The organism is Leifsonia sp. Root1293, from assembly GCF_001425325.1.
Classification (GTDB): Bacteria; Actinomycetota; Actinomycetes; order Actinomycetales; family Microbacteriaceae; genus Orlajensenia.
This window is the reverse complement of record NZ_LMEH01000001.1, coordinates 1968114-1987914: the sequence shown is the minus strand read 5'-3', so window position 1 is coordinate 1987914 and position 19801 is coordinate 1968114. Positions and strand designations below refer to the sequence as shown.

The 19801-nt window shown below is 68.0% G+C and carries 21 protein-coding genes; 16 read left to right on the top strand and 5 right to left on the bottom strand.

Going from position 1 to position 19801, the window contains the following annotated elements; all coding sequences use genetic code 11:
• Nucleotides 1-17: 17 nt before the first annotated feature.
• From glmS to ASC59_RS09335, 10 genes are all read left to right on the top strand, one after another.
• Nucleotides 18-1868 (top strand): glutamine--fructose-6-phosphate transaminase (isomerizing), encoded by a 1851-nt coding sequence (gene glmS, locus ASC59_RS09380; protein WP_055821270.1) that lies wholly within the window; start codon nt 18-20, stop codon nt 1866-1868.
• Between the two features lie 3 nt (nt 1869-1871).
• Entirely contained in the window at nt 1872-2231 is a 360-nt protein-coding gene (locus tag ASC59_RS09375; protein ID WP_055821267.1) for a holo-ACP synthase, read from the top strand.
• The gene (gene alr, locus ASC59_RS09370; protein ID WP_055821264.1) at nt 2228-3346 is read left to right on the top strand and encodes an alanine racemase; all 1119 of its coding nucleotides are present in this window, start codon (nt 2228-2230) and stop codon (nt 3344-3346) included. The genes ASC59_RS09375 and alr overlap by 4 nt, the downstream gene beginning before the upstream one ends.
• A 37-nt stretch (nt 3347-3383) precedes the next feature.
• Nucleotides 3384-3911 (top strand): tRNA (adenosine(37)-N6)-threonylcarbamoyltransferase complex ATPase subunit type 1 TsaE, encoded by a 528-nt coding sequence (gene tsaE / locus ASC59_RS09365; RefSeq protein WP_055823116.1) that lies wholly within the window; start codon nt 3384-3386, stop codon nt 3909-3911.
• A 9-nt stretch (nt 3912-3920) separates the two neighbouring features.
• Nucleotides 3921-4541, top strand: a complete 621-nt coding sequence (tsaB, locus tag ASC59_RS09360; protein WP_055821263.1) for a tRNA (adenosine(37)-N6)-threonylcarbamoyltransferase complex dimerization subunit type 1 TsaB — start codon at nt 3921-3923, stop codon at nt 4539-4541.
• Entirely contained in the window at nt 4538-5056 is a 519-nt protein-coding gene (rimI, locus tag ASC59_RS09355) for a ribosomal protein S18-alanine N-acetyltransferase (protein ID WP_055821260.1), read from the top strand. The genes tsaB and rimI overlap by 4 nt, the downstream gene beginning before the upstream one ends.
• Nucleotides 5053-6108 (top strand): tRNA (adenosine(37)-N6)-threonylcarbamoyltransferase complex transferase subunit TsaD, encoded by a 1056-nt coding sequence (gene tsaD / locus ASC59_RS09350; protein WP_055821257.1) that lies wholly within the window; start codon nt 5053-5055, stop codon nt 6106-6108. Before rimI ends, tsaD begins: the two co-directional genes overlap by 4 nt.
• Before the next feature lie 137 nt (nt 6109-6245).
• Nucleotides 6246-6659: a DUF4190 domain-containing protein gene (locus tag ASC59_RS09345; RefSeq protein WP_082513504.1), complete on the top strand. Its 414-nt coding sequence runs from the start codon at nt 6246-6248 to the stop codon at nt 6657-6659.
• 19 nt (nt 6660-6678) lie between these two features.
• Nucleotides 6679-7341: a hypothetical protein gene (locus ASC59_RS17485; RefSeq protein WP_055821254.1), complete on the top strand. Its 663-nt coding sequence runs from the start codon at nt 6679-6681 to the stop codon at nt 7339-7341.
• A 75-nt stretch (nt 7342-7416) separates the two neighbouring features.
• Nucleotides 7417-7689: a hypothetical protein gene (locus tag ASC59_RS09335; protein ID WP_055821252.1), complete on the top strand. Its 273-nt coding sequence runs from the start codon at nt 7417-7419 to the stop codon at nt 7687-7689.
• Between the two features lie 65 nt (nt 7690-7754).
• Here the strand turns inward: ASC59_RS09335 and ASC59_RS09330 are convergent, their stop codons facing one another.
• Nucleotides 7755-8942, bottom strand: coding sequence for a class I SAM-dependent methyltransferase (locus ASC59_RS09330; protein ID WP_055821249.1), 1188 nt, complete (start codon nt 8940-8942; stop codon nt 7755-7757).
• A 144-nt stretch (nt 8943-9086) separates the two neighbouring features.
• Between ASC59_RS09330 and groES the strand changes: the two genes are divergently transcribed.
• The 4 genes from groES (at nt 9087) to ASC59_RS09310 (ending at nt 12810) form a co-directional block, all read left to right on the top strand.
• Nucleotides 9087-9383, top strand: a complete 297-nt coding sequence (gene groES, locus ASC59_RS09325; protein ID WP_055821246.1) for a co-chaperone GroES — start codon at nt 9087-9089, stop codon at nt 9381-9383.
• Between the two features lie 186 nt (nt 9384-9569).
• Nucleotides 9570-10493 (top strand): EamA family transporter RarD, encoded by a 924-nt coding sequence (gene rarD, locus ASC59_RS09320; protein WP_055823113.1) that lies wholly within the window; start codon nt 9570-9572, stop codon nt 10491-10493.
• Between the two features lie 43 nt (nt 10494-10536).
• A complete protein-coding gene (locus ASC59_RS09315; protein WP_157487974.1) occupies nt 10537-11289 on the top strand; it encodes an ABC transporter substrate-binding protein in 753 nt (250 codons plus the stop codon).
• A gap of 225 nt (nt 11290-11514) precedes the next feature.
• Complete coding sequence (locus ASC59_RS09310) at nt 11515-12810, top strand: ABC transporter substrate-binding protein (RefSeq protein ID WP_055821238.1); 1296 nt, start codon at nt 11515-11517, stop codon at nt 12808-12810.
• 326 nt (nt 12811-13136) lie between these two features.
• Here the strand turns inward: ASC59_RS09310 and ASC59_RS09305 are convergent, their stop codons facing one another.
• Genes ASC59_RS09305 through ASC59_RS09290 form a run of 4 tightly spaced genes read right to left on the bottom strand, consistent with a single transcriptional unit; the run spans nt 13137 to nt 17049 of the window.
• The gene (locus tag ASC59_RS09305) at nt 13137-13901 is read right to left on the bottom strand and encodes an ABC transporter ATP-binding protein (protein ID WP_055821236.1); all 765 of its coding nucleotides are present in this window, start codon (nt 13899-13901) and stop codon (nt 13137-13139) included.
• Nucleotides 13888-14802, bottom strand: coding sequence for an ABC transporter ATP-binding protein (locus tag ASC59_RS09300; protein ID WP_055821233.1), 915 nt, complete (start codon nt 14800-14802; stop codon nt 13888-13890). The genes ASC59_RS09305 and ASC59_RS09300 overlap by 14 nt, the downstream gene beginning before the upstream one ends.
• Nucleotides 14792-15775, bottom strand: coding sequence for a branched-chain amino acid ABC transporter permease (locus ASC59_RS09295; protein ID WP_055823110.1), 984 nt, complete (start codon nt 15773-15775; stop codon nt 14792-14794). The genes ASC59_RS09300 and ASC59_RS09295 overlap by 11 nt, the downstream gene beginning before the upstream one ends.
• A gap of 14 nt (nt 15776-15789) precedes the next feature.
• Entirely contained in the window at nt 15790-17049 is a 1260-nt protein-coding gene (locus ASC59_RS09290; RefSeq protein WP_055823107.1) for a branched-chain amino acid ABC transporter permease, read from the bottom strand.
• Nucleotides 17050-17342: 293 nt separating this feature from the next.
• Between ASC59_RS09290 and guaB the strand changes: the two genes are divergently transcribed.
• Nucleotides 17343-18845 carry an IMP dehydrogenase gene (guaB, locus tag ASC59_RS09285; RefSeq protein WP_055821231.1) on the top strand — a complete coding sequence of 501 codons (1503 nt, stop codon included), beginning with the start codon at nt 17343-17345 and terminating at the stop codon, nt 18843-18845.
• A 129-nt stretch (nt 18846-18974) separates the two neighbouring features.
• A complete protein-coding gene (locus ASC59_RS09280; protein ID WP_055821228.1) occupies nt 18975-19751 on the top strand; it encodes a hypothetical protein in 777 nt (258 codons plus the stop codon).
• Nucleotides 19752-19801: the final 50 nt, after the last annotated feature.

Here is a 19801-nt window from a genome sequence, read left to right as displayed (position 1 = left end):
AGGCTAAAATCGGGCCCATGTGTGGAATCGTGGGATATGTCGGCGAGAACAAGAGTCTCGAAGTACTCATCGGAGGGCTTCGTCGCCTGGAATATCGGGGGTACGACTCCGCTGGCGTCGCCGTCATCGATGAAGACGGCGGGCTCGGCGTCGCCAAGAAGGCGGGCAAGCTGGTCAAGCTGACCGACGAGCTCGAGGCCCGGCCCATCAACGACGGCCGCACCGGCATCGGCCACACGCGCTGGGCGACCCACGGTGGACCCACCGACCGCAACGCCCACCCGCACCTGGGTGACGACGGCCGCCTGGCCCTCATCCACAACGGCATCATCGAGAACTTCTCCGAGCTGAAGAACGAGCTCCTGGCCGAAGGACACACCTTCGAGTCCGAGACCGACACCGAGGTCGCCGCCGTCCTCCTCGGGCGCGAGTACCGCGCCGCCGGTGACCTGCGCCTCGCCTTCCAGCGCACGGTGTCGCGCCTCGAGGGCGCTTTCACCCTGCTCGCCCTGCACCAGGACCAGCCCGGCCTGGTCATCGGCGCACGGCGCAACTCGCCGCTCGTGATCGGCCTCGGCGACGGGGAGAACTTCCTGGGGTCGGATGTCGCCGCCTTCGTCGAGCACACCCGCCGTGCCGTCGCCATCGGCCAGGACCAGATCGTCGCCATCACGGCCGACAGCGTCACCGTCACTGACTTCGAGGGCGCCGTCGTCGAAGCCGAGGAGTTCGACGTCGCGTGGGACGCATCGGCGAGCGAGAAGGGCGGCTGGTCGAGCTTCATGGCCAAGGAGGTCTCGGAGCAGCCGGATGCCGTCGCCAACACCATCCGCGGTCGCATTCACGACGGAGCCGTCGCCGTGCCCGAGCTCACAGCATTCGGCGACGACGCCCTCGCCGCCATCCGCCGCATCACGATCATCGGCTGCGGCACGGCCGCCTACGCCGGCATCGTCGCCAAGTACGCGATCGAGAAGTGGGCCGGCATCCCCGTCGAGGTGGAGCTCAGCCACGAGTTCCGCTACCGCGACCCGGTGATCACCGACGACACGCTGGTCATCTCCATCTCGCAGTCCGGCGAGACCATGGACACCCTCATGGCCGTGAAGTTCGCCGGGGAGCGCGGCGCCAAGACGCTGTCGATCTGCAACACCCAGGGTGCGACCATCCCGCGCGAGTCGGATGCCGTCATCTACACCCACGCCGGCCCCGAGGTCGCCGTCGCATCGACCAAGGCCTTCGTCGCGCAGATCACCGCCCTGTACCTCTTCGGCCTGCACCTCGCCAGGGTTCGCTCCTCGCTCACCGCCGAGGAGATCGGATTCGAGCTCGGCGAGCTCGAGGCCATCCCCGAGAAGCTGTCGACGGTGCTCGGCACCGGCGAGATCATCCGCCAGCTCGCCCACTGGATGAGCGACACCCGCGCCGTGCTGTTCCTCGGCCGTCACGTCGGCTTCCCCGTCGCCCTCGAGGGTGCGCTGAAGCTCAAGGAGCTCGCCTACATCCACGCCGAGGGCTTCGCCGCCGGTGAGCTGAAGCACGGCCCGATCGCGCTCATCGAGCCGGGGCAGCCGGTCTTCGTGATCGTGCCGAGCCCGCGTCACTCGGCTCTGCTGCACGCCAAGGTCGTCTCGAACATCCAGGAGATCCGCGCTCGAGGTGCTCGCATCATCGCGATCGCCGAGCAGGGCGATGCAGCAGTGCTTCCCTTCGCCGACGAGGTCATCCCGATCCCGCTGGCCGCGCCGCTCTTCGAGCCGATCCTCGCCGTCGTCCCGCTGCAGATCTTCGCGATGGAGCTGGCCACGGCCAAGGGCCTCGACGTCGACCAGCCGCGCAACCTGGCGAAGTCCGTCACGGTCGAGTGAGCCGTGATCGCCGGCATCGGAGTCGACGTCGTCGATCTGGCGCGGTTCGAGCGGGCGATCGCACGCACCCCGCGGTTGGTCGAGCGTCTGTTCGCTGAGAGCGAACGCGATCGGCATCCGCGCTCCCTGGCTGCACGGTTCGCCGCGAAGGAAGCCCTCATCAAGGCTCTCGGCGGGCCGGGCGGCCTGCGTTGGCACGACATGGTCATCGAGGCGAATGAGCACGGAGATCCGGAGTTCGCCCTCTCGGGAACCGTCGCGGCGGCCGCGGCAGCGCAGGGTGTCGCTCGCGTGCACGTGTCGATGAGCCACGACGCCGGCATCGCAACGGCCTTCGTCGTGATGGAGAGGGATGCGTCATGAACGAGCAGCTCGTCTTCCGTGAGGCATCCGTCGACCTCGGTGCCATCAGGTCGAACGTCGCAGCCCTCGTCGCCCATGTCGGCACACCGCACGTCATGGCCGTCGTCAAGGCGAATGCCTACGGCCACGGAGCGGTGCCCGTCGCCCGGGCGGCGCTCGCCGGAGGCGCGGACTGGCTGGGCGTCGCCGACATCACCGAAGCCGTCGCCCTGCGCGATGCCGGCATCGACGGTCCGGTACTCGCGTGGCTGCACGACCCGGACGCCGACTTCTATCAGGCCGTGGCACGCGGCATCTCGATCGGCGTCTCGACGCTCGGCCAGGTGGATGCCGTGACGGATGCCGCCCGCCGGGCGGGCGCTCCGGCGCGGGTGCACCTCAAGGTCGACACCGGGCTCAGCCGCAACGGCATCGCCGAGGACGACTGGGTCGCCGCCGTCGAGGCTGTCGCCTCCCTCCAGGAGTCGGGCGACCTCATCGTCGAAGGGCTGTTCAGCCACCTGTCGAACGCCTCGCCAGAGGACGACGCAGCTCAGCGCGAGCGGTTCGAGGCGGCGATCGCCACGGCGGCGCGTCGTGGAGTCGCGCCCGAGCTCCTGCACTTGGCGTCGACTGCCGCGGCCATCACCCACCCCGAGAGTCGCTACACGATGGTGCGACTGGGCATCGGGATCTACGGGCTCTCGCCGTGGAGTGACAGTGCACCCGAGATCGCACTGGTTCCGGCCATGACGCTGCGGGGCCGGGTCGCCAATGTGCGCCGGGTCGCAGCCGGAACAGGGGCGTCGTACGATTACCAGTGGCGGGCGTCACGGGACACGACCCTGGTGCTCGTCCCGCTCGGCTACGCCGAAGGCATCCCGCGGCAGGCATCGGGGCGCGCGGAGGTGTGGATCGCGGGGGAGCGGCATCCTGTCGTCGGGCGCATCGCGATGGACCAGTTCATCGTCGACGTCGGCGACGTCGACGTCGCCGTCGGGGATCCCGTGGTCGTCTTCGGTGACCCGGCGACGGGTGCGCCCTCTGCCGATGACTGGGCGGCGGCCGCGGGAACCATCAACTACGAGATCGTGACGCGCATCGGCCACAGGGTGCACCGTCACTACGTGGAGTAGCGCCGTGCAGAGACTCACCATCGCCGAGGCCGACGGGATGACGGCCCTCGGCCGCACCCTCGCAGCCGAGCTGCGCGCGGGCGACCTCCTGGTGCTCAGCGGCCCCCTCGGTGCCGGCAAGACGACTCTCACGCGCGGCATCGGAGCCGGGCTGGATGTTCGCGGTCGGGTGGCGAGCCCCACCTTCGTGCTGGCACGCACCCATCCCAGCCTCGGCGATGGACCGCCGCTCGTGCACGTCGACGCCTACAGGCTGCAGAGCGCCCTGGAACTCGACGACCTCGACATCGACTACGCCCGGTCCGTCGTCGTCGTCGAATGGGGAGCCGGACTCCTCGACGGCGTCGCCGAGTCCTGGCTCGAGCTCGAGATCGAGCGCCCGACCGGCGCGGGTTCCGCTGCCGACGGCACCGGCGAGGGCGGAACCGACGATGCTGCAGACAGCGACCCGGCGGACGCCTCGGAGCTGGGCGCCGATGAGCCCCGCACCGTCACCATCCGCGGCGTCGGCCCGCGCTGGGCGGGAACCGCGTACGCCGAGGGGTCGGCGCCCGAGGCGAAGTAGGCTGGACGGGTGCTGCTCGCCATCGATACCTCCGCAGGCACGAGTGTCGCCGTGGTCGATCGGGACGGCGGCATCCTGAGTCAGGTCGACGTCGCAGACACCATGCGCCACGCCGAGGTGATCGGCTCTCTCATCACGGCCGCCCTCGCCGAGGCCGGCATCCGGCCCCGTCAACTGTCCGGGGTCGTGAGCGGCATGGGCCCGGGCCCCTTCACCGGGCTGCGCGTCGGCATCAGCGCCGCGCGCACCTTCGCCTTCGCCTTGGGACGACCCCTGGTGCCGATCGCCAGCCACGATGCCGTCGCCTGGCAGCACTATGCGTCGGGCGCCACCGGGGGCCTTCTCGTGGTGACGGATGCCCGTCGCCGGGAGGTGTTCTGGTCGGCGTACTCCGGCCCCGACGCCGACGGGCTGCCGCAGCGCATCGACGGACCCGCCCTCGCGAAGCCGGATGCCGTTCCCTTCGCGGAGCTGACCCGCGTCGACGCCGCAACGATTCCCGCCGGTGGCCTCGGAATGGTGGCCGAACTCTCCTTCGCGGCGGGGAAGCCGTTCGCCGCCGACGAGCCCCTCTACCTGCGCTCGCCCGACGTCACCCCGTCGAACGGTCCGAAGCGGGTGACGCGATGACGTTCCAACTCCGGCGCGCCGGCGTCGCCGACCTCGACGCCATCATGGCCATCGAGACCAGTACCTTCACGACCGATGCCTGGTCGTCGTCGACGATGCGCGCCGACCTCGCCAGCGAGCACACCTACTACCTCGTCGCGTTCCCGCCCGACGAGCGCGAGCACATCGTCGGCTACGCCGGGCTTCTGGCGCCCCGCGGAGGAACGGATGCCGACATCCAGACGATCGCCGTGGTCCCCGAGTTCCGCGGACAACGCCTCGGACGCGCCCTCATGGAACGCCTCATCGACGAGGCACGCGGGCGCGGCGTGACGGAGGTCTTCCTCGAGGTGCGGGCGGACAACCCGGTCGCCCAGGCTCTCTACGACACGTTGGGATTCGTCGAGATCGCCGTGCGGCCCACGTACTACCAGCCCGACGGAGTCGATGCGATCGTCATGCGCCTCAGCGTTCAGCCGGCCAGGACGACGCTGGCCGTCGGCATCGAGACCATCCAGCCGGGGGAGGCCCGATGAACCGCGAGGATCCGCTGGTGCTCGGCATCGAGACCTCCTGCGATGAGACCGGCGTCGGCATCGTGCGCGGGCGCACCCTGCTCGCCAACGCCATCGCATCGTCCATGGACGAGCACGCGCGCTACGGCGGAGTGGTTCCCGAGGTCGCGGCGAGAGCGCATCTCGAATCGATGACGCCCATGATCGGTGCAGCCCTCGCCGAGGCCGGCGTGAGCCTCGAAGACCTCGACGCCATCGCCGTCACCAGCGGCCCCGGCCTTTCCGGCGCCCTCATGGTCGGTGTCGGTTCGGCCAAGGCGCTCGCCCTCGCCCTGGACAAGCCGCTCTACGCCGTCAACCATCTCGTCGGCCATGTCGGCGTCGACGTGCTCGGCGACGACGGCCACCTCGAATACCCCACCATCGCCCTGCTCGTCTCCGGCGGACACACCTCGCTGCTGCTCGTGCGCGACCTGGTCTCCGACGTCGAACTGCTCGGCGAGACCATCGACGATGCGGCGGGCGAGGCGTTCGACAAGGTGGCGCGCATTCTCGGCCTGCCCTATCCGGGCGGTCCGCACATCGACAGACTGGCCGCCCTGGGCGACCCGAAGGCCATCCGTTTCCCCCGTGGTCTCACCCTGCCGAAGGACATGGCCGCCCACCGCTACGACTTCAGCTTCTCGGGCCTGAAGACCTCGGTGGCGCGCTGGGTCGAGAAGAAGCAGGACGCCGGAGAGGATGTGCCCGTCAACGACGTCGCCGCCAGCTTCCGCGAGGCCGTCGCCGACGTGCTCATCGGCAAGGCGATCGCCGCGTGCACCGACCTCGGGGTGCCGAGGCTGCTGCTGGGCGGCGGTGTGGTCGCGAACGCCAGGGTCCGTTCTCTCGCCGAGGAGCGCACGGCCGCGGCTGGCATCGCACTCCGCATCCCACCGCTGTCGCTCTGCACCGACAACGGCGCCATGATCGCAGCGCTCGGGGCGCAGCTGGTGATGCACGGACATGATCCGTCCGGTCCCGATTTCGGTGCCGACTCCACCCTGCCGGTCACCGACATCCAGGTGCGCTGAGCGGCCGGATTCCTTCCGGGTCGCGTCCGATCGTCGCGGTGTCCTCGTCGCCGTCATAGTCGCGCGTCGCCCTTTCCGCCCCTGATCAGGCGGAGTAGGGTGATGAGACGTGCGAATCCGCGGCCGGAAGGGGACCGATGACCGACGTCAACCAGCCACCTGCAGATGAGGCGGGTGGTGCAACGGTTCCGCCGGCTTCCCAGCCCGCCGCGTCCGCTGAACCGCCGGCCTACGCTCCGCCTCCGGCTCCGGCACAGGCTCCGAGCTACGCGCAGCAGCCGGCGTACGGGCAGCCGTACCCGGTGCAGCCGAAGTGGAACGTGCTGTCGATCGTCTCGTTCATCCTGTCGGTGCTGGGCATCAGCGTCGTGGGCGTCGTGCTCGGCCACATCGGATTGAACCAGGTCAAGAAGACCGGTGAGCAGGGTCGCGGCTTCGCCATCGCCGGCCTCATCCTCGGATACCTGGGCATCGTCGCCGGCATCATCCTCTTCTTCGCCGTCCTCATCCCGTTGATCTTCTTCGCCGCGTCCAACGGCGACCAGTACTGAACGAAAGCAGGCAATCACCATGAGCGATCCCACGACACCAGCGCGACCCGACGAGCCCGAGCAGCCGATCGACGGCGTCGACCCGGTCGTTCCGTCGACCGAGGCTGCCGAGCCCGCGGCCGCGACTGACGCGGGCGAGCCGACGGTCGCTGACGAGCCATCGGTTCCCGATGCCCCAGAAGCACCGCCCGTAGCGCCTCCTGCTCCTGCGGCACCGCCGGCACCACCCGCCGGTCCTCCGGCTCCTCCGGCCGGCCCTCCTGCGCCCCCGGCACCCCCGGCCTACGGAGCTGCGCCAACGCCGCCGCCGGCCTACGGCGCCCCATCCGCGTACGGCACCCAGCCGCCTGCGCCCCAGGCCTATGGCTCCGCGTACGCTCCGGGCACACCGTCATCGACACCGGTCCTCAGCCTCATCGCGTTGATCGCCGGAATCGTCGGCGTCGCCGGGTCGCTGGTCGTCGTGTGGATCCCCATCGCCGGTGGCATCCTGCAGATGCTGATCCCCGCTGCGGCGATCGTGCTCGGCTTCCTCGGCAAGAAGAAGGAGCCGGCGGCGAAGGGCATGTGGCTCACCGGAATCATCCTGGGCTTCCTCGGCGTCGTCATCGGCCTGATCTCGCTCATCTTCTGGATCGCGGTCTTCGCGTCCATCGGCGACTCGGGCTACACCACGTACTAGAGAACGCCGTAGGCGGGGGCGGATGGCCGTGATCGGCCATCCGCCCCCTGTCTCTCCACGGCGACAGGAGGAACGATGAGCCAGTCCGAGGCGGCGCTGATTCCGGAGCCGCCCAGTGCTGCCGCCAGCCTCTCCAGCTGGCTCGGGGTCGGCGGCCTGATCGTCTGCCTGTTCCTGCCGTGGGGTGCGATCGCTTCCATCGTCGCCGTGATCGCAGGCATCGCCGCGCGGCCCCACGATTCGTACAGCAGAACCAATCGGATCGTCGGCATCGCAACAGGGATCGCCGGCATCGTCGTCGCCGCGATCTGGGTGCTCGTGGTCGTCAGGATCGCCCCAGCGCCCTGAACCGCTCTGCGGCACGGGGCAGCATCGTCACGCCCTCGGACGCGTCATGTCCTCTCGACGAGACGTCAGACCCTCTCGACGAGGAGCGTCACGTGCCTGCCGGCCTGCCGGGCGAGCACGATGGTGGCGGATGCCGACCCCTTCAGCTGCAGGCGCTTGCGCAGCTGAGCCGGATCGACGTCGATGCCGCGCTTCTTGATCTCGAGCGTTCCGACCCCGCGCTCGCGCAGGGCGGCCTTCAGCTTCTTCTCGTCTGTCGGCAGCACATCGAGCACCCGGAACGCCGTAGCGAACGGGGTCTCCCGGGCGACGTCGGACGTGAGGTACGCGATCGACTCGCTCAGCATGCCCGCGTCGATCTCGCGGGCCAGGTCGCCGATGAGCCTGGCCCGGATGACGGCGCCGTCAGGCTCGTACAGGTACTCGCCCAGCGCGCGAACCTCGACGTCGGGGCTGTCGGCGTCTGCGCTGAGCTCAGCGGTGCCCGCCCGCCCGAGCAGCAGTGCCGACCGACGGATGCCGGGCCGAGCCAACGCGCCGAACCAGAGGCCCATCTCCACGAGCTGCCCGTCGACCGACACCCACTGGGCCTCGGCATCCGCCGGGATGAGGGAGCGATCGAAGCCGGGGCCCAGCTTCACGCCTGTCGGCATCCGCTCACCCAGCCCGAAGGCGAAATCGAGCGACGGCGAGTAGTCGCCGGCGTGGGTCAGCCGTTCGGTCTCGGAGTGTCCGGCCGTGCGCCGTGCCGGGTCGAGGTAGACCCCGCCGACATCCGCCAGGTCGACGTCTTCGGCGCGGGCATTCAGCACCGAAGCCGTCGGGAACGGTGCGAGGTTGTAGCTGGCGATCGCAGCTGTGACCTCGTCGGCGTCGGCAGCGGTGACCTCCAGCTCGAGGGCGGACATCGCCAGGGCGTCGCCGCCGATTCCGCACCCGAGGTCGGCCACCCTGGTGATGCCGGCCGCGCTGTAGCGGCCGGCGTGCAGAGCGGCCACCGACAGTCGCGTCGCCTGCTCGAGGCCGTCGTCGGTGAACAGCATGCGCGAGGCGAACTCACCGAACTTCCCCTCGGCCTTGGCGCGCAGCCGTGACTGGCTCAGCACACTCGCGACCAGTCCGGCCGGGTGACCCTGCGCACGCAGTCCGCTGACCAGGCGGACGACGTCGGTCTTCGCGTCCCAGGCGGGGAGGGAGTCGAGGAGCCGGAAACCCTCGGGCGTCAGAAGGTCGACGAGCTCTGAGCGATCCATGCCCCCAACGCTAACCCACGGCCCGCGGCGCAGAACGTCATCGTTGGCACTCACGTTGCATGAGTGCCAATCGCGCCCTAAACTCGTCTTAGCACTCTCATATCGAGTGTGCTAACCAGTCTTCGTTACAGAAAGAGGTCAACCGTGTCGGTCTCCATCAAGCCGCTCGAGGATCGCATCGTCATCAAGCAGGTCGAGGCAGAGCAGACCACGGCGTCGGGTCTCGTCATCCCCGACACCGCCAAGGAGAAGCCCCAGGAGGGCGAGGTCGTGGCCGTGGGCCCCGGTCGCATCGACGACAACGGCAACCGCGTGCCCCTCGACATCGCCGTCGGCGACAAGGTCATCTACTCCAAGTACGGCGGAACCGAGGTCAAGTTCTCGGGCGAGGACTTCCTGGTCCTCTCCGCTCGCGACGTCCTCGCTGTGGTCGTGCGCTAGTCGCACCCCATCGAGTGAAGGGTCCGGATGCCGACGGCATCCGGACCCTTCGTCGTTCCCCTGCCGAAAATGACCGAGCCGAGGCAGGATGTCGCGCCGCGTTGGCAGTCGGGCCGGGACGTCGCCGCCCCGACGCGGCGTAAGCTCGGACGAGTGGCTGTGACCCAGGAATCCTCGAAGACCCCTCTGGCGTCGCCGACCGACAGTGTCGGGAGAACGGGCCTGATCTACGCGATCTCCGCCTACGTGCTCTGGGGCTTCCTCCCGATCTACTTCATCGCCCTCGCTCCGGCCGGTGCTCCGGAGATCGTCTCCTGGCGCATCCTCTTCTCCCTGGTGTTCTGCGCCATCCTCCTGACCGTCACGAAGGCGTGGCGCGGGTTCGTCGCGCTGGCGCGGCAGCCGCGCATCTCGCTGACCATGGCTCTCGCTGGTGTTCTGATCCTGGTGAACTGGACGGTCTACGTCTTTGCGGCCATGACCGGTCAGGTCGTCGAGGCGGCGCTGGGCTACTTCATCAACCCGATCGTCACCGTGTTCCTCGGCGTCATCGTGCTGAGGGAGCGGCTGCGCCCGATGCAGTGGGCTGCCGTGGGCATCAGCATCGCCGCAGTGCTCGTGCTCGCGTTCGGGCACGGCAGCTTCCCGTGGATCGCGCTGGCGCTGGCGTTCTCGTTCGGCTTCTACGGGTTGATCAAGAAGCGCGTCGGCGGTCAGGTCGATGCGGTCTCCGGTCTCACGCTCGAGACGGCATGGCTCACGCCTGTCGCCATCGTCGCCCTCATCGTCGTCGGCGCGACCGGAGGCATCACGCTCGGCACGATCAGCGTCTGGCACACGGTCCTGCTCGCGGCGGCGGGTGTCATCACGGCCGTTCCGCTCCTCTTCTTCGCCGCGGCGTCGAGGCGCCTCCCACTGATCTACATGGGGTTCATCCAGTACTTCGCCCCGTTCATCCAGTTCCTGGTCGGCGTGGTGCTCCTGCACGAGGCGATGCCGCCCGAGCGCTGGGTCGGGTTCAGCCTGGTCTGGGTCGCCCTCGCGGTGCTCACGATCGACATGGCGCGCTCGGCGCGCAGTGCGCGGCGCGCATCCGTCGAATTGGTCTGACCCGCCGCTAGGCTGGCGCCCGGCAGAAGGGGAGAACCGCCGTATGAGGACCCACCGTTCGGTTGCGCTGGCGGCTGTCGTGGCAGGAGCATTGCTGCTCACGGGCTGCACGGCCGAGGGCGAACCGAAGCCGACGCCGACTGCCACCCAGACCCCGGCGCCCGTCATCCCCGGCGACGGATCGCTGCGCCTGATGACGGTTCTCGACATGGCAGGCAAGCCTGCAGACGTCTCCCAGGCGCAGGTCGCCGGAGTCGAGCTGGCCGTGCGCGAGCTCGACGAACAGGGCGGAGTGCTCGGAGCTCCCGTCGTCGTCGTGCACCGCTCGACGTCGACGGGTGCCGCCGACATCGTGAAGGAGCTCGCCGATCGCAGCATCGACGTGGTGCTCTGGGCGGCGGTGGGCGACATCCCCGAGGAGATCACCGCCGTCAGCGGTACCACGACTGTCGTGCGCATCGGCCCGGCGGGCTGGAAGCCGGACAAGTCGTTCTCGGCCAGGCTGAAGTCCGCCGATCCCGGAGCGATATCGCTCTGGGGCGGTCCGGAGGCCTATGACACCACGATGCGGGTGGCCCTGGCCGCGACAGAGGCGGACAACGATTCCGGAAGCGCGGTCGCCGAGGCGATCACGGCGGTCTCGAGCGGCGGCTTCTCGTGCGTCAGCTTCGGTGAATGCGCCGCGGCGCTCGCCGACGACGCCTCCATCGTCTACGCGGGGGTCACGGGAACCGGTGGCCTCGCGCAGGCCACTCCCGAACCCGAGCCGAGTCCCACGAAGGCCAAGAAGAAGTAGCTCGCGGGGGCGGCATCCGACGCGTGAAAACGTCGCTGGAATGTGCCCGTAGTACAGATTCCGTTGTTTCAGGCCCGTCAGTTTGCCGGGATGTAACAATTTGAACGGTTTTACCGCACTGTGACCAAGTTGGCTTGTCCGGCCCATGATCGCCCAATACTGTGGCACCACGGCAGTCTTCCGGACTGCCATCTGTGTACACATTCCTAAGTCCCAAGGAGCAACATGAGCGTATTCGCGAAGGCCAAGGCCTCGCGCTCTGCCCGGGCAGTATTGAGCGGAGCCGCCCTCGTCGGCGTCAGCGCTCTCCTACTGACCGCGTGCAGCAGTGGTGGCGGCGAGGCGGCCAGCCCGTCCGCTTCCGAGACGGCCTCGGCCGGCGACGCCCTGCCCATCAAGGCCGGTGACCGTGCCCTCGATCTGAAGATCGGTACGATCCTGCCGCAGTCCGGCACCCTCGCCTTCCTCGGCCCGCCCGAGGAAGCCGGCGTCGCGCTCGGTGCGACCGAGGTCAACGATGCAGCATCGGGGCTCAACCTCGAGGTCATCTACCGTGACTCGGGTGACACCACCACAGACACCGCCACCGTGTCGGTGACCGACCTCCTCTCGCAGGACGTCTCGGCCATCGTGGGTGCGGCATCCTCGGGTGTCTCCTTCACTGTCATCGACCAGATCACCGGCGCCGGTGTCGTGCAGTTCTCGCCGGCCAACACGTCGCCTGACTTCACCACCTACGAGGACAAGGGCCTGTACTTCCGCACGGCTCCCTCCGACCTGCTCCAGGGCGAGGTTCTCGGCACGCAGATCGCCGAGGACGGCAACTCCACCCTCGGTCTCCTCGTGCTGAACGACCCCTACGGCACCGGCCTGGCCGCTGCCACCAAGGAGGCCTTCGAGGCCGCCGGCGGCGAGGTCGTCGTCGAGCAGCAGTTCAACACCGGTGACTCCAACTTCGACGCCCAGCTCTCGGCGATCTCCGCCGCGAAGCCCGACGCCGTTGCCGTCATCACGTTCGACGAGGCCAAGGTCGTCGTGCCTGCTCTCGTCGGATCCGGTTACCCCGGTGACAAGCTGTACTTCGTCGATGGAAACCTCGCCGACTACAGCGCCGACTTCGCTCCCGGCCTCATCGCCGGATCGAAGGGTACGCTCCCCGGCCCCAAGCTCGAGGACGACTTCAGGGAGCGCCTGCTCACCGCAGACCCGGCCCTGACCGACTTCAGCTACGGACCCGAGTCGTACGACGCCGCCGTCCTCATCGCTCTGGCGGCCTACGCGGCCAACAGCACCGACGGCACTGAGATCGCCAAGTACCTCCAGCAGGTCTCGGGCGGTACCGGCGACGGCACCAAGGTCACCACCTTCGAAGAGGGCGCCAAGCTCCTCGCCGAGGGCAAGCAGATCGACTACGACGGAGCCTCCGGACCCGTCACGTTCGACGAGAACGGCGACCCGACCGAAGCCACCATCGGTGTCTACGAGTACGGAGCCGACAACAAGTACTCGCGCATCAACTAGGCGTCAGCACTGAAGGAAGGGCCCCGGCTTCGGTCGGGGCCCTTTCTCATGCGCGCATACGGGGTGGGCGGGCTCGTCTCGCCGAAGGCGAGCGACAGGCGCTCAGCGCCCACCTGACCGCCCTGGGGGCCTCGGGCGCCCGACGGTATGGCAGACGGCGTGCGAGGACCCTGTGCGAGCGTCAGTGCGTGAGTGCGTGAGTGCGTGAGGGCGGCAGGCAGAGGGCGACGCTCGCCGGCGGGCCAGACGGCGGGCGTCGGATCGACAACGAGAAGAGGGGCGGATGCCGCAGCATCCGCCCCTCGTCTCGTTTCGTCGTCTGCGCGCTACTCGCCCAGCGTTCCGAGGTAGAGCCCGATGACCTTGGGGTCGTTCAGCAGCTCACGGCCGGTGCCCGTGTACGCGTCCTTGCCCTGGTCGAGAACGTAGCCGCGGTCGCAGATCTGCAGGCAGCGGCGGGCGTTCTGCTCGACCATGATGGTCGTCACGCCGGCCTTGTTGATCTCCTTGACCCGAAGGAACGCCTCGTCCTGGCGCACGGGGGAGAGCCCGGCGCTGGGCTCGTCGAGCAGCAGGATGTGCGGTCCCATCATGAGCGCCCGCGACATCGCCACCATCTGGCGTTCACCACCCGACAGCGAACCGGCGCGCTGCGTGAGGCGGCGTCCGAGTTCGGGGAAGATCTCGGTCACGAATTCGAGACGCTCCTTGAGACCCTTGGGCTTCTGGTACATGCCCATCTCCAGGTTCTCCTGGATGGTGAGCGACGGGAACACGTTGTTCGTCTGGGGAACGAAGCCGACACCCTTGGCGACGAGCTTGTTCGCCTTCAGGTTGGTGATCTCCTCGCCCTGCAGGAAGATGCCGCCCTCGCGCACCTTCACGAGGCCGAAGATCGACTTCAGCAGGGTCGACTTTCCGGCGCCGTTCGGGCCGATGATTCCGATGAGCTCGCCCTGGCGTGCCTGCAGCGAGCAGTCGTTCAGGATGTTCACCCCGGGCAGGTAGCCGGCGGTGACGCTGCGCACGTCGACGACGAGTTCGCCGACGGGGGCAGGGGCTGCCGGGGCTGCTGGACTACTGTTCGTCATCGATGAGCTCCTTCAGGACTTCGACGTGCTCCGTGTCGGTCTCGCCCAGGTCGGAATCGTGGTGCGATCCCAGGTAGGCGTCGATGACGGCGGGATTGGCCATGACTGTGTGCGGATCGCCCTCGGCGACGACCTTGCCCTCGGCCATCACGATGACCCAGTCGGCGATGTGGCGCACCATGTGCATGTCGTGCTCGACGAAGAGCACCGTCATGCCCTGGTCCTTGAGGCCCAGGATGTGGTCGAGCAGCGACTGCGTGAGCGCCGGGTTCACGCCGGCCATCGGCTCGTCGAGCATGACCAGCGTCGGATCGCTCATGAGGGCCCGAGCCATCTCGAGGAGCTTGCGCTGGCCGCCGGAGAGGCTGGCCGCGTAGTCCTCGCGCTTGGCGTCGAGCTTGAAGCGGGCGAGCAGTTCGTCGGCCTTCGTCGTGATCTCGTCCTCCTGCTTGCGCCAGAGGAAGGGCAGGACCGAGCGGAACAGGTTCTCGCCGGTCTGCCCCTTCGCGCCGAGCTTCATGTTGTCGAGCACGGTGAGGAGGCCGAGCGACTTCGTCAGCTGGAAGGTGCGGATGAGTCCCATGCGGGCCACGCGGTAGGCGGGCACCCGCTGCAACGGCTTGCCGTCGAACTCCCACACACCGGCATCCGGCTTGTCGAAGCCCGTCAGCAGGTTGAAGAAGGTCGTCTTGCCGGCGCCGTTCGGGCCGATGAGGGCGGTGATGGCGCCGCGGGGGATCTCGACGTGCTCGACGTCGACGGCGGTCAGACCACCGAAGGTGCGTCGCACTCCGTCGGCGATGATGATCGGGTCGACCTTGCGGACTCCCGGCACGGCATCGCCGATGTGCAGTCCGGTCGTCTTGACCGGGGTGACTGTTGGGGTCGTGTCACTTGACAAAGGCCAACTCCTTCTTGTTTCCGAAGATGCCCTGGGGTCTGAAGATCACGATCAACATGATCGCCACTCCGACGAGGATGAAGCGCAGCTGTCCAGCCTGCACCTGGGTCATGAAGGGCAGCCAGCCGGCCTCCACGGCTCGGGCGATGAAGCCCGAGAAGAACGACAGCAGCACCCAGAAGATCATCGAGCCGATGATCGGTCCGAGGATGGTGGCTGCACCACCGAGCAGCAGGATCGCGTAGATGAAGAAGGTGAGCGAGGTCTGGTAGTTCGCGGGAACCACAGCACGCGGCAGCACGAAGATCATGCCGGCGAGGGTTCCGAAGACACCACCGAGCACGAGGCTCTGCATCTTGTAGGAGTACACATTCTTGCCGAGGGCGCGCACGGCGTCCTCGTCCTCACGGATGCCCTTGATGACACGGCCCCACGGGCTGCGCATGATGAGCCAGGTGAGGATGCCGGCGACGATCACGACGGTCCAGCCGACGAGGCGGATCCACCAGTCGTAGGCGTTGTACTGGAACGGCCCGAAGCCGACGGTGCCCTCGAAGGTGAAGGGGTTGAGGGCGCCGAAGCTGCCCTTGTAGCCCTGGAGGCCGCTGGCGGAACCCGTGACGGACTCCCACGTTCCCGTGGTGAAGAGCAGTCGCAGGATCTCGGCTGCCGCGATTGTCACGATGGCGAGGTAGTCGGCACGCAGGCGGAGGGTCGGAATACCGAGGATCAGTGCGAAGACCACCGACGCCCCGACTCCCACCAGCACGGCCGCCCAGACGGGGAAGCCGAAGGTGAGGATCGAGATGGCGTACCCGTACGCGCCGAGGGCCATGAAGCCCGCCTGGCCGAAGTTCAGCAGGCCCGTGTATCCGAAGTGGATCGCGAGGCCGAGCGCGGCGAGCGCGTAGGCGGCCGTCGTCGGGCTGATGAGTTCCTGCGAGGCATTGGAGAAGATCTGAATCCAGTCGATCATGTGCCTGCCCCCTAACCGATTCTCTCTTTGCGACCCAGGATGCCCTGCGGTCGGAACAGCAGGATGAGGATCAGGACGATGAGTGCTCCCACGTACTTGAGGTCCGACGGGAGCCACAGGGTCGTGAGCTCCGTGAAGAGGCCGACGATGATCGACCCGACCAGCGCACCGAACGCCGTACCGAGACCACCCAGGGTCACGGCTGCGAACACGAGCAGCAGGATCTGGAAGCCCATGTCCCAGCTCACACCCGGGCGGGCGTAGGCGTACAGGATGCCGGAGAGTCCGGCGAGCAGGCCTCCGAGCACCCAGACGATGCGGATGACCCTGTCGACGTCGATGCCGCTGGCCGAGGCGAGGCTCGGGTTGTCGGACACTGCGCGGGTCGCCTTGCCGACGCGGGTGCGCAGCAGGAAGTAGGCGACACCGAGGAGCACGACGATCGAGATGATCATGCTGGCCACGTCGACCCATGACAGGGCGACGGCGCCGAAGCGGATGTCGCTCGGCAGGGTCGCGCCGGGCAGCTGCTGCGTGGCTCCACCGTAGAAGAACTGGTAGACGTAGCGCAGGGCGAGGGAGAGGCCGATGCTCACGATCATGAGCTGGATGATCCCGACGCCCTTGCGGCGCAGCGGTTTCCAGATCATGGCGTCGAGAGTCCAGCCGAGGCCGGCGCTCAGCACCAGGGCGATGATGATCGCGATCCAGAGCGGCCAGGCCAGGTCGACGCCGAAGGTGAGCGTCATGAGAGCACCGAAGGTGATCATCTCCGCGTGCGCGAAGTTCGACAGGCCGGTCGTGCCGAAGATCAGCGAGACGCCGATCGCGGCCAGGGCCAGGAGGAGACCGAAGTTGAGGCCGTTGACCACGCGCTGCACGAACTGGTCGAAGAAGCTCGTCGTGACGCGCTGCCCCTCACCGAGGAAGAAGTTGACCGCCTTCGTCGCGGTGAGGGCGAACTCGGCCTCGATGGTCGAACCGCCCTTGGCCACGACGACGCCCTTGGGAAGGGTGTCCTCGTCGAGGGTGATCTTGTAGGCCGCCTTCTCCGGAACTCCGATCTTCCACTTGCCATCGGCATCCGTCTTCACCGTCGCCTTGTAGCCGTTGCCGGAGACCGTGATCTCCACGCCCTCCAGCGGCTCTTGGTCGAATTGGACGTTGCCGACGAACGTGTAGTCGTACTCGGTGCCCACCTCGTCCGCCTGGGCTGGTGAGGCGTTGAATGCGCTCAATGTGAGAAATGCGAACAAGAGACCGACGAGGATCACGAGAGTTCTCGGTGATCGCCGACGAGCCGTATCAGTGGAATTCACTGAACCTCCATGGGGGGTGCCTCACCGGTCGTGCCGGTGGCGGCTCCTAGGTCAATCCTGACAACAACTTTGTCGACAGTACGTGCTGATTATGTCCTATGTGTTTCGCAAATGTGGTTGTCGACGCTGAGTGATTGTGTCGGGTGGAATGCCTGAGGCGCAAACTCGCTTAACATTGATCAACTGGTCGGATCATCGTGGATTGCGGCTTCATAACGATCTGAACTCTGCAAAGGAACTTCGAGATGGGCGAGCACGATCCCTTCGGCTTCATCGGTCTGACCTACGACGACGTGCTGCTCCTGCCCGGACACACCGACGTGATCCCGAGCGACGCGGACACCCGCTCGCAGTTGACCCGGCGCATCGACGTGGCGACACCGCTGCTCTCCGCCGCGATGGACACCGTCACCGAGGCGCGCATGGCCATCGCCATGGCCCGCCAGGGTGGTATCGGCATCCTGCACCGCAATCTCTCGATCGCCGACCAGGCAGAGATGGTCGACAGGGTGAAGCGCAGCGAATCCGGTATGGTCTCCAACCCGGTGACGACGACTCCGGATGCCTCCGTCGCCGATGTCGACGCCCTCTGCGCGACGTATAGGGTGAGCGGCCTTCCCGTCGTCGACGAGGCCGGCAAGCTCGTCGGCATCATCTCGAACCGCGACATCAGGTTCGTCGCCGACTTCGAGAAGAGCTCGACGAAGGTGAGCGAGGTCATGACCCACATGCCGCTCATCACCGGTCGCGTCGGCATGAACCCCGACGAGGCTCTCGCGATCTTCGCCAAGCACAAGGTCGAGAAGCTGCCCCTCGTCGACGACGAGGGATACCTCACCGGTCTCATCACGGTGAAGGACTTCGACAAGAGCGAGCAGTACCCGAACGCCACCAAGGACTCCGAGGGGCGCCTCCGCGTCGGCGCGGCCATGGGGTTCTTCGGCGACGCCTGGGAGCGCGCCGAGGCGCTGCGCGACGCCGGCGTCGACGTTCTCGTGGTCGACACGGCCAACGGCGAGAGCGCGGGCGTGCTCGACATCATCCGTCGCATCAAGAGCGATCCCACGTTCGCCCACATCGACGTCATCGGCGGCAACGTCGCGACCCGCGATGGCGCCCAGGCCCTGGTGGATGCCGGAGCCGATGCCGTGAAGGTCGGCGTCGGACCCGGATCGATCTGCACCACGCGCGTCGTCGCAGGCGTCGGCGTTCCGCAGATCACGGCCATCTACGAGGCATCCAAGGCCACTCGGCCGGCCGGCGTCCCCCTGATCGCCGACGGAGGCCTGCAGTACTCGGGCGACATCGCCAAGGCGCTCGTCGCCGGAGCCGACACCGTGATGCTCGGGTCCCTCCTCGCCGGAACGGCCGAGAGCCCCGGCGAACTGATCTTCCAGAACGGCAAGCAGTTCAAGACCTACCGCGGCATGGGCTCCCTCGGAGCACTCCAGACGCGCGGCAAGAAGACCTCGTATTCCAAGGACCGGTACTTCCAGGCCGACGTGCCGAGCGACGACAAGCTGATCCCCGAGGGCATCGAGGGCCAGGTGCCGTTCCGCGGACCCCTCTCCGCCGTCGCGTACCAGCTGATCGGCGGACTGCGCCAGTCGATGTTCTACGTGGGCGCTCGCACCGTGGAGGAGTTGAAGGCGAAGGGCAAGTTCGTGCGCATCACGCCGGCTGGCCTGAAGGAGTCGCACCCGCACGACGTGCAGATCGTGGTCGAGGCGCCCAACTACACGCGCTGAGGGTCAGCGTGCCGCGGAATTCCGCGGTCCTGAGATGAGGCGTGAGCCCGCCGCGGGTGCCGCAGCCTTTCCTCACCCTCGGGGTCGTCCCCGACGCCCGCGGCACGCGAGCCTGCCTAGGATCGCCGGATGGGGTCACGATGGGGGCTGATCGCGGCGCTCGCCGTTGTGGTGGTGCTCGGCTCGACAGGATGCACCCGCCTCGACGGCGACGCTCTCGCCGAACAGGAAGCGTGGTCCATCGCTGAGCGGATCGGGGACGACCTGGCACCCTCGGTGATGAGAGCACGCACGGCTGAGTGGCTCGTGGCCTCGCACGTCCAGGACGAGAACGTCGAACTCCCCGACGGCTCCTCCCATCGGGTGGAGGCTCTCTCCTGGAGCGGTGCGACCTCGGACGCCGCTGGTGCGCAGCTGCTCCTCCGCATCAGCGTCGACATCGCAGCTCACAGCCCCGACACCGTCGGAGACATCGCACGGGCCGCCGGCTCTGCGACGCTCTGCGCCCAGTACACGGTCGTCGGTGATCGCTACGGAGACGCCCCCGACCTCGAGCAGGTCGACTGTCCCGATGGCGATGTGCCACCGCTCCCGTCGCCATCACCACCGCCAACCCTCGACCCGTCCTCAGCGGCCATCCTCGAGGCGGTTCTGCTGTCGACGGATGCGGCCGGCCTCGAGGCGGACGTGATGGCGGCATTCCCGCAGGACTACGTCGCGATCGAGACGACCGTCGGAGATGGGCGGCTCATCGCAGCCGTCGGGGTGCCGAGCGAGGGCGACTGCATCGTCGGGGTGCGCGAGAGCGATGGCAGCGTCAGAGCCGGAGGTGGATTCCCCCCGGAGCGGCTGATGCCCGGCGAGATCGGCTGTTCGACTCGCCTCGTCACGGCGCCTCCGCTGTAGAGGGCGGCGCGCGGCGACGGGAGAGCCCGTGAGGGCGTGGTTCTCGGGGA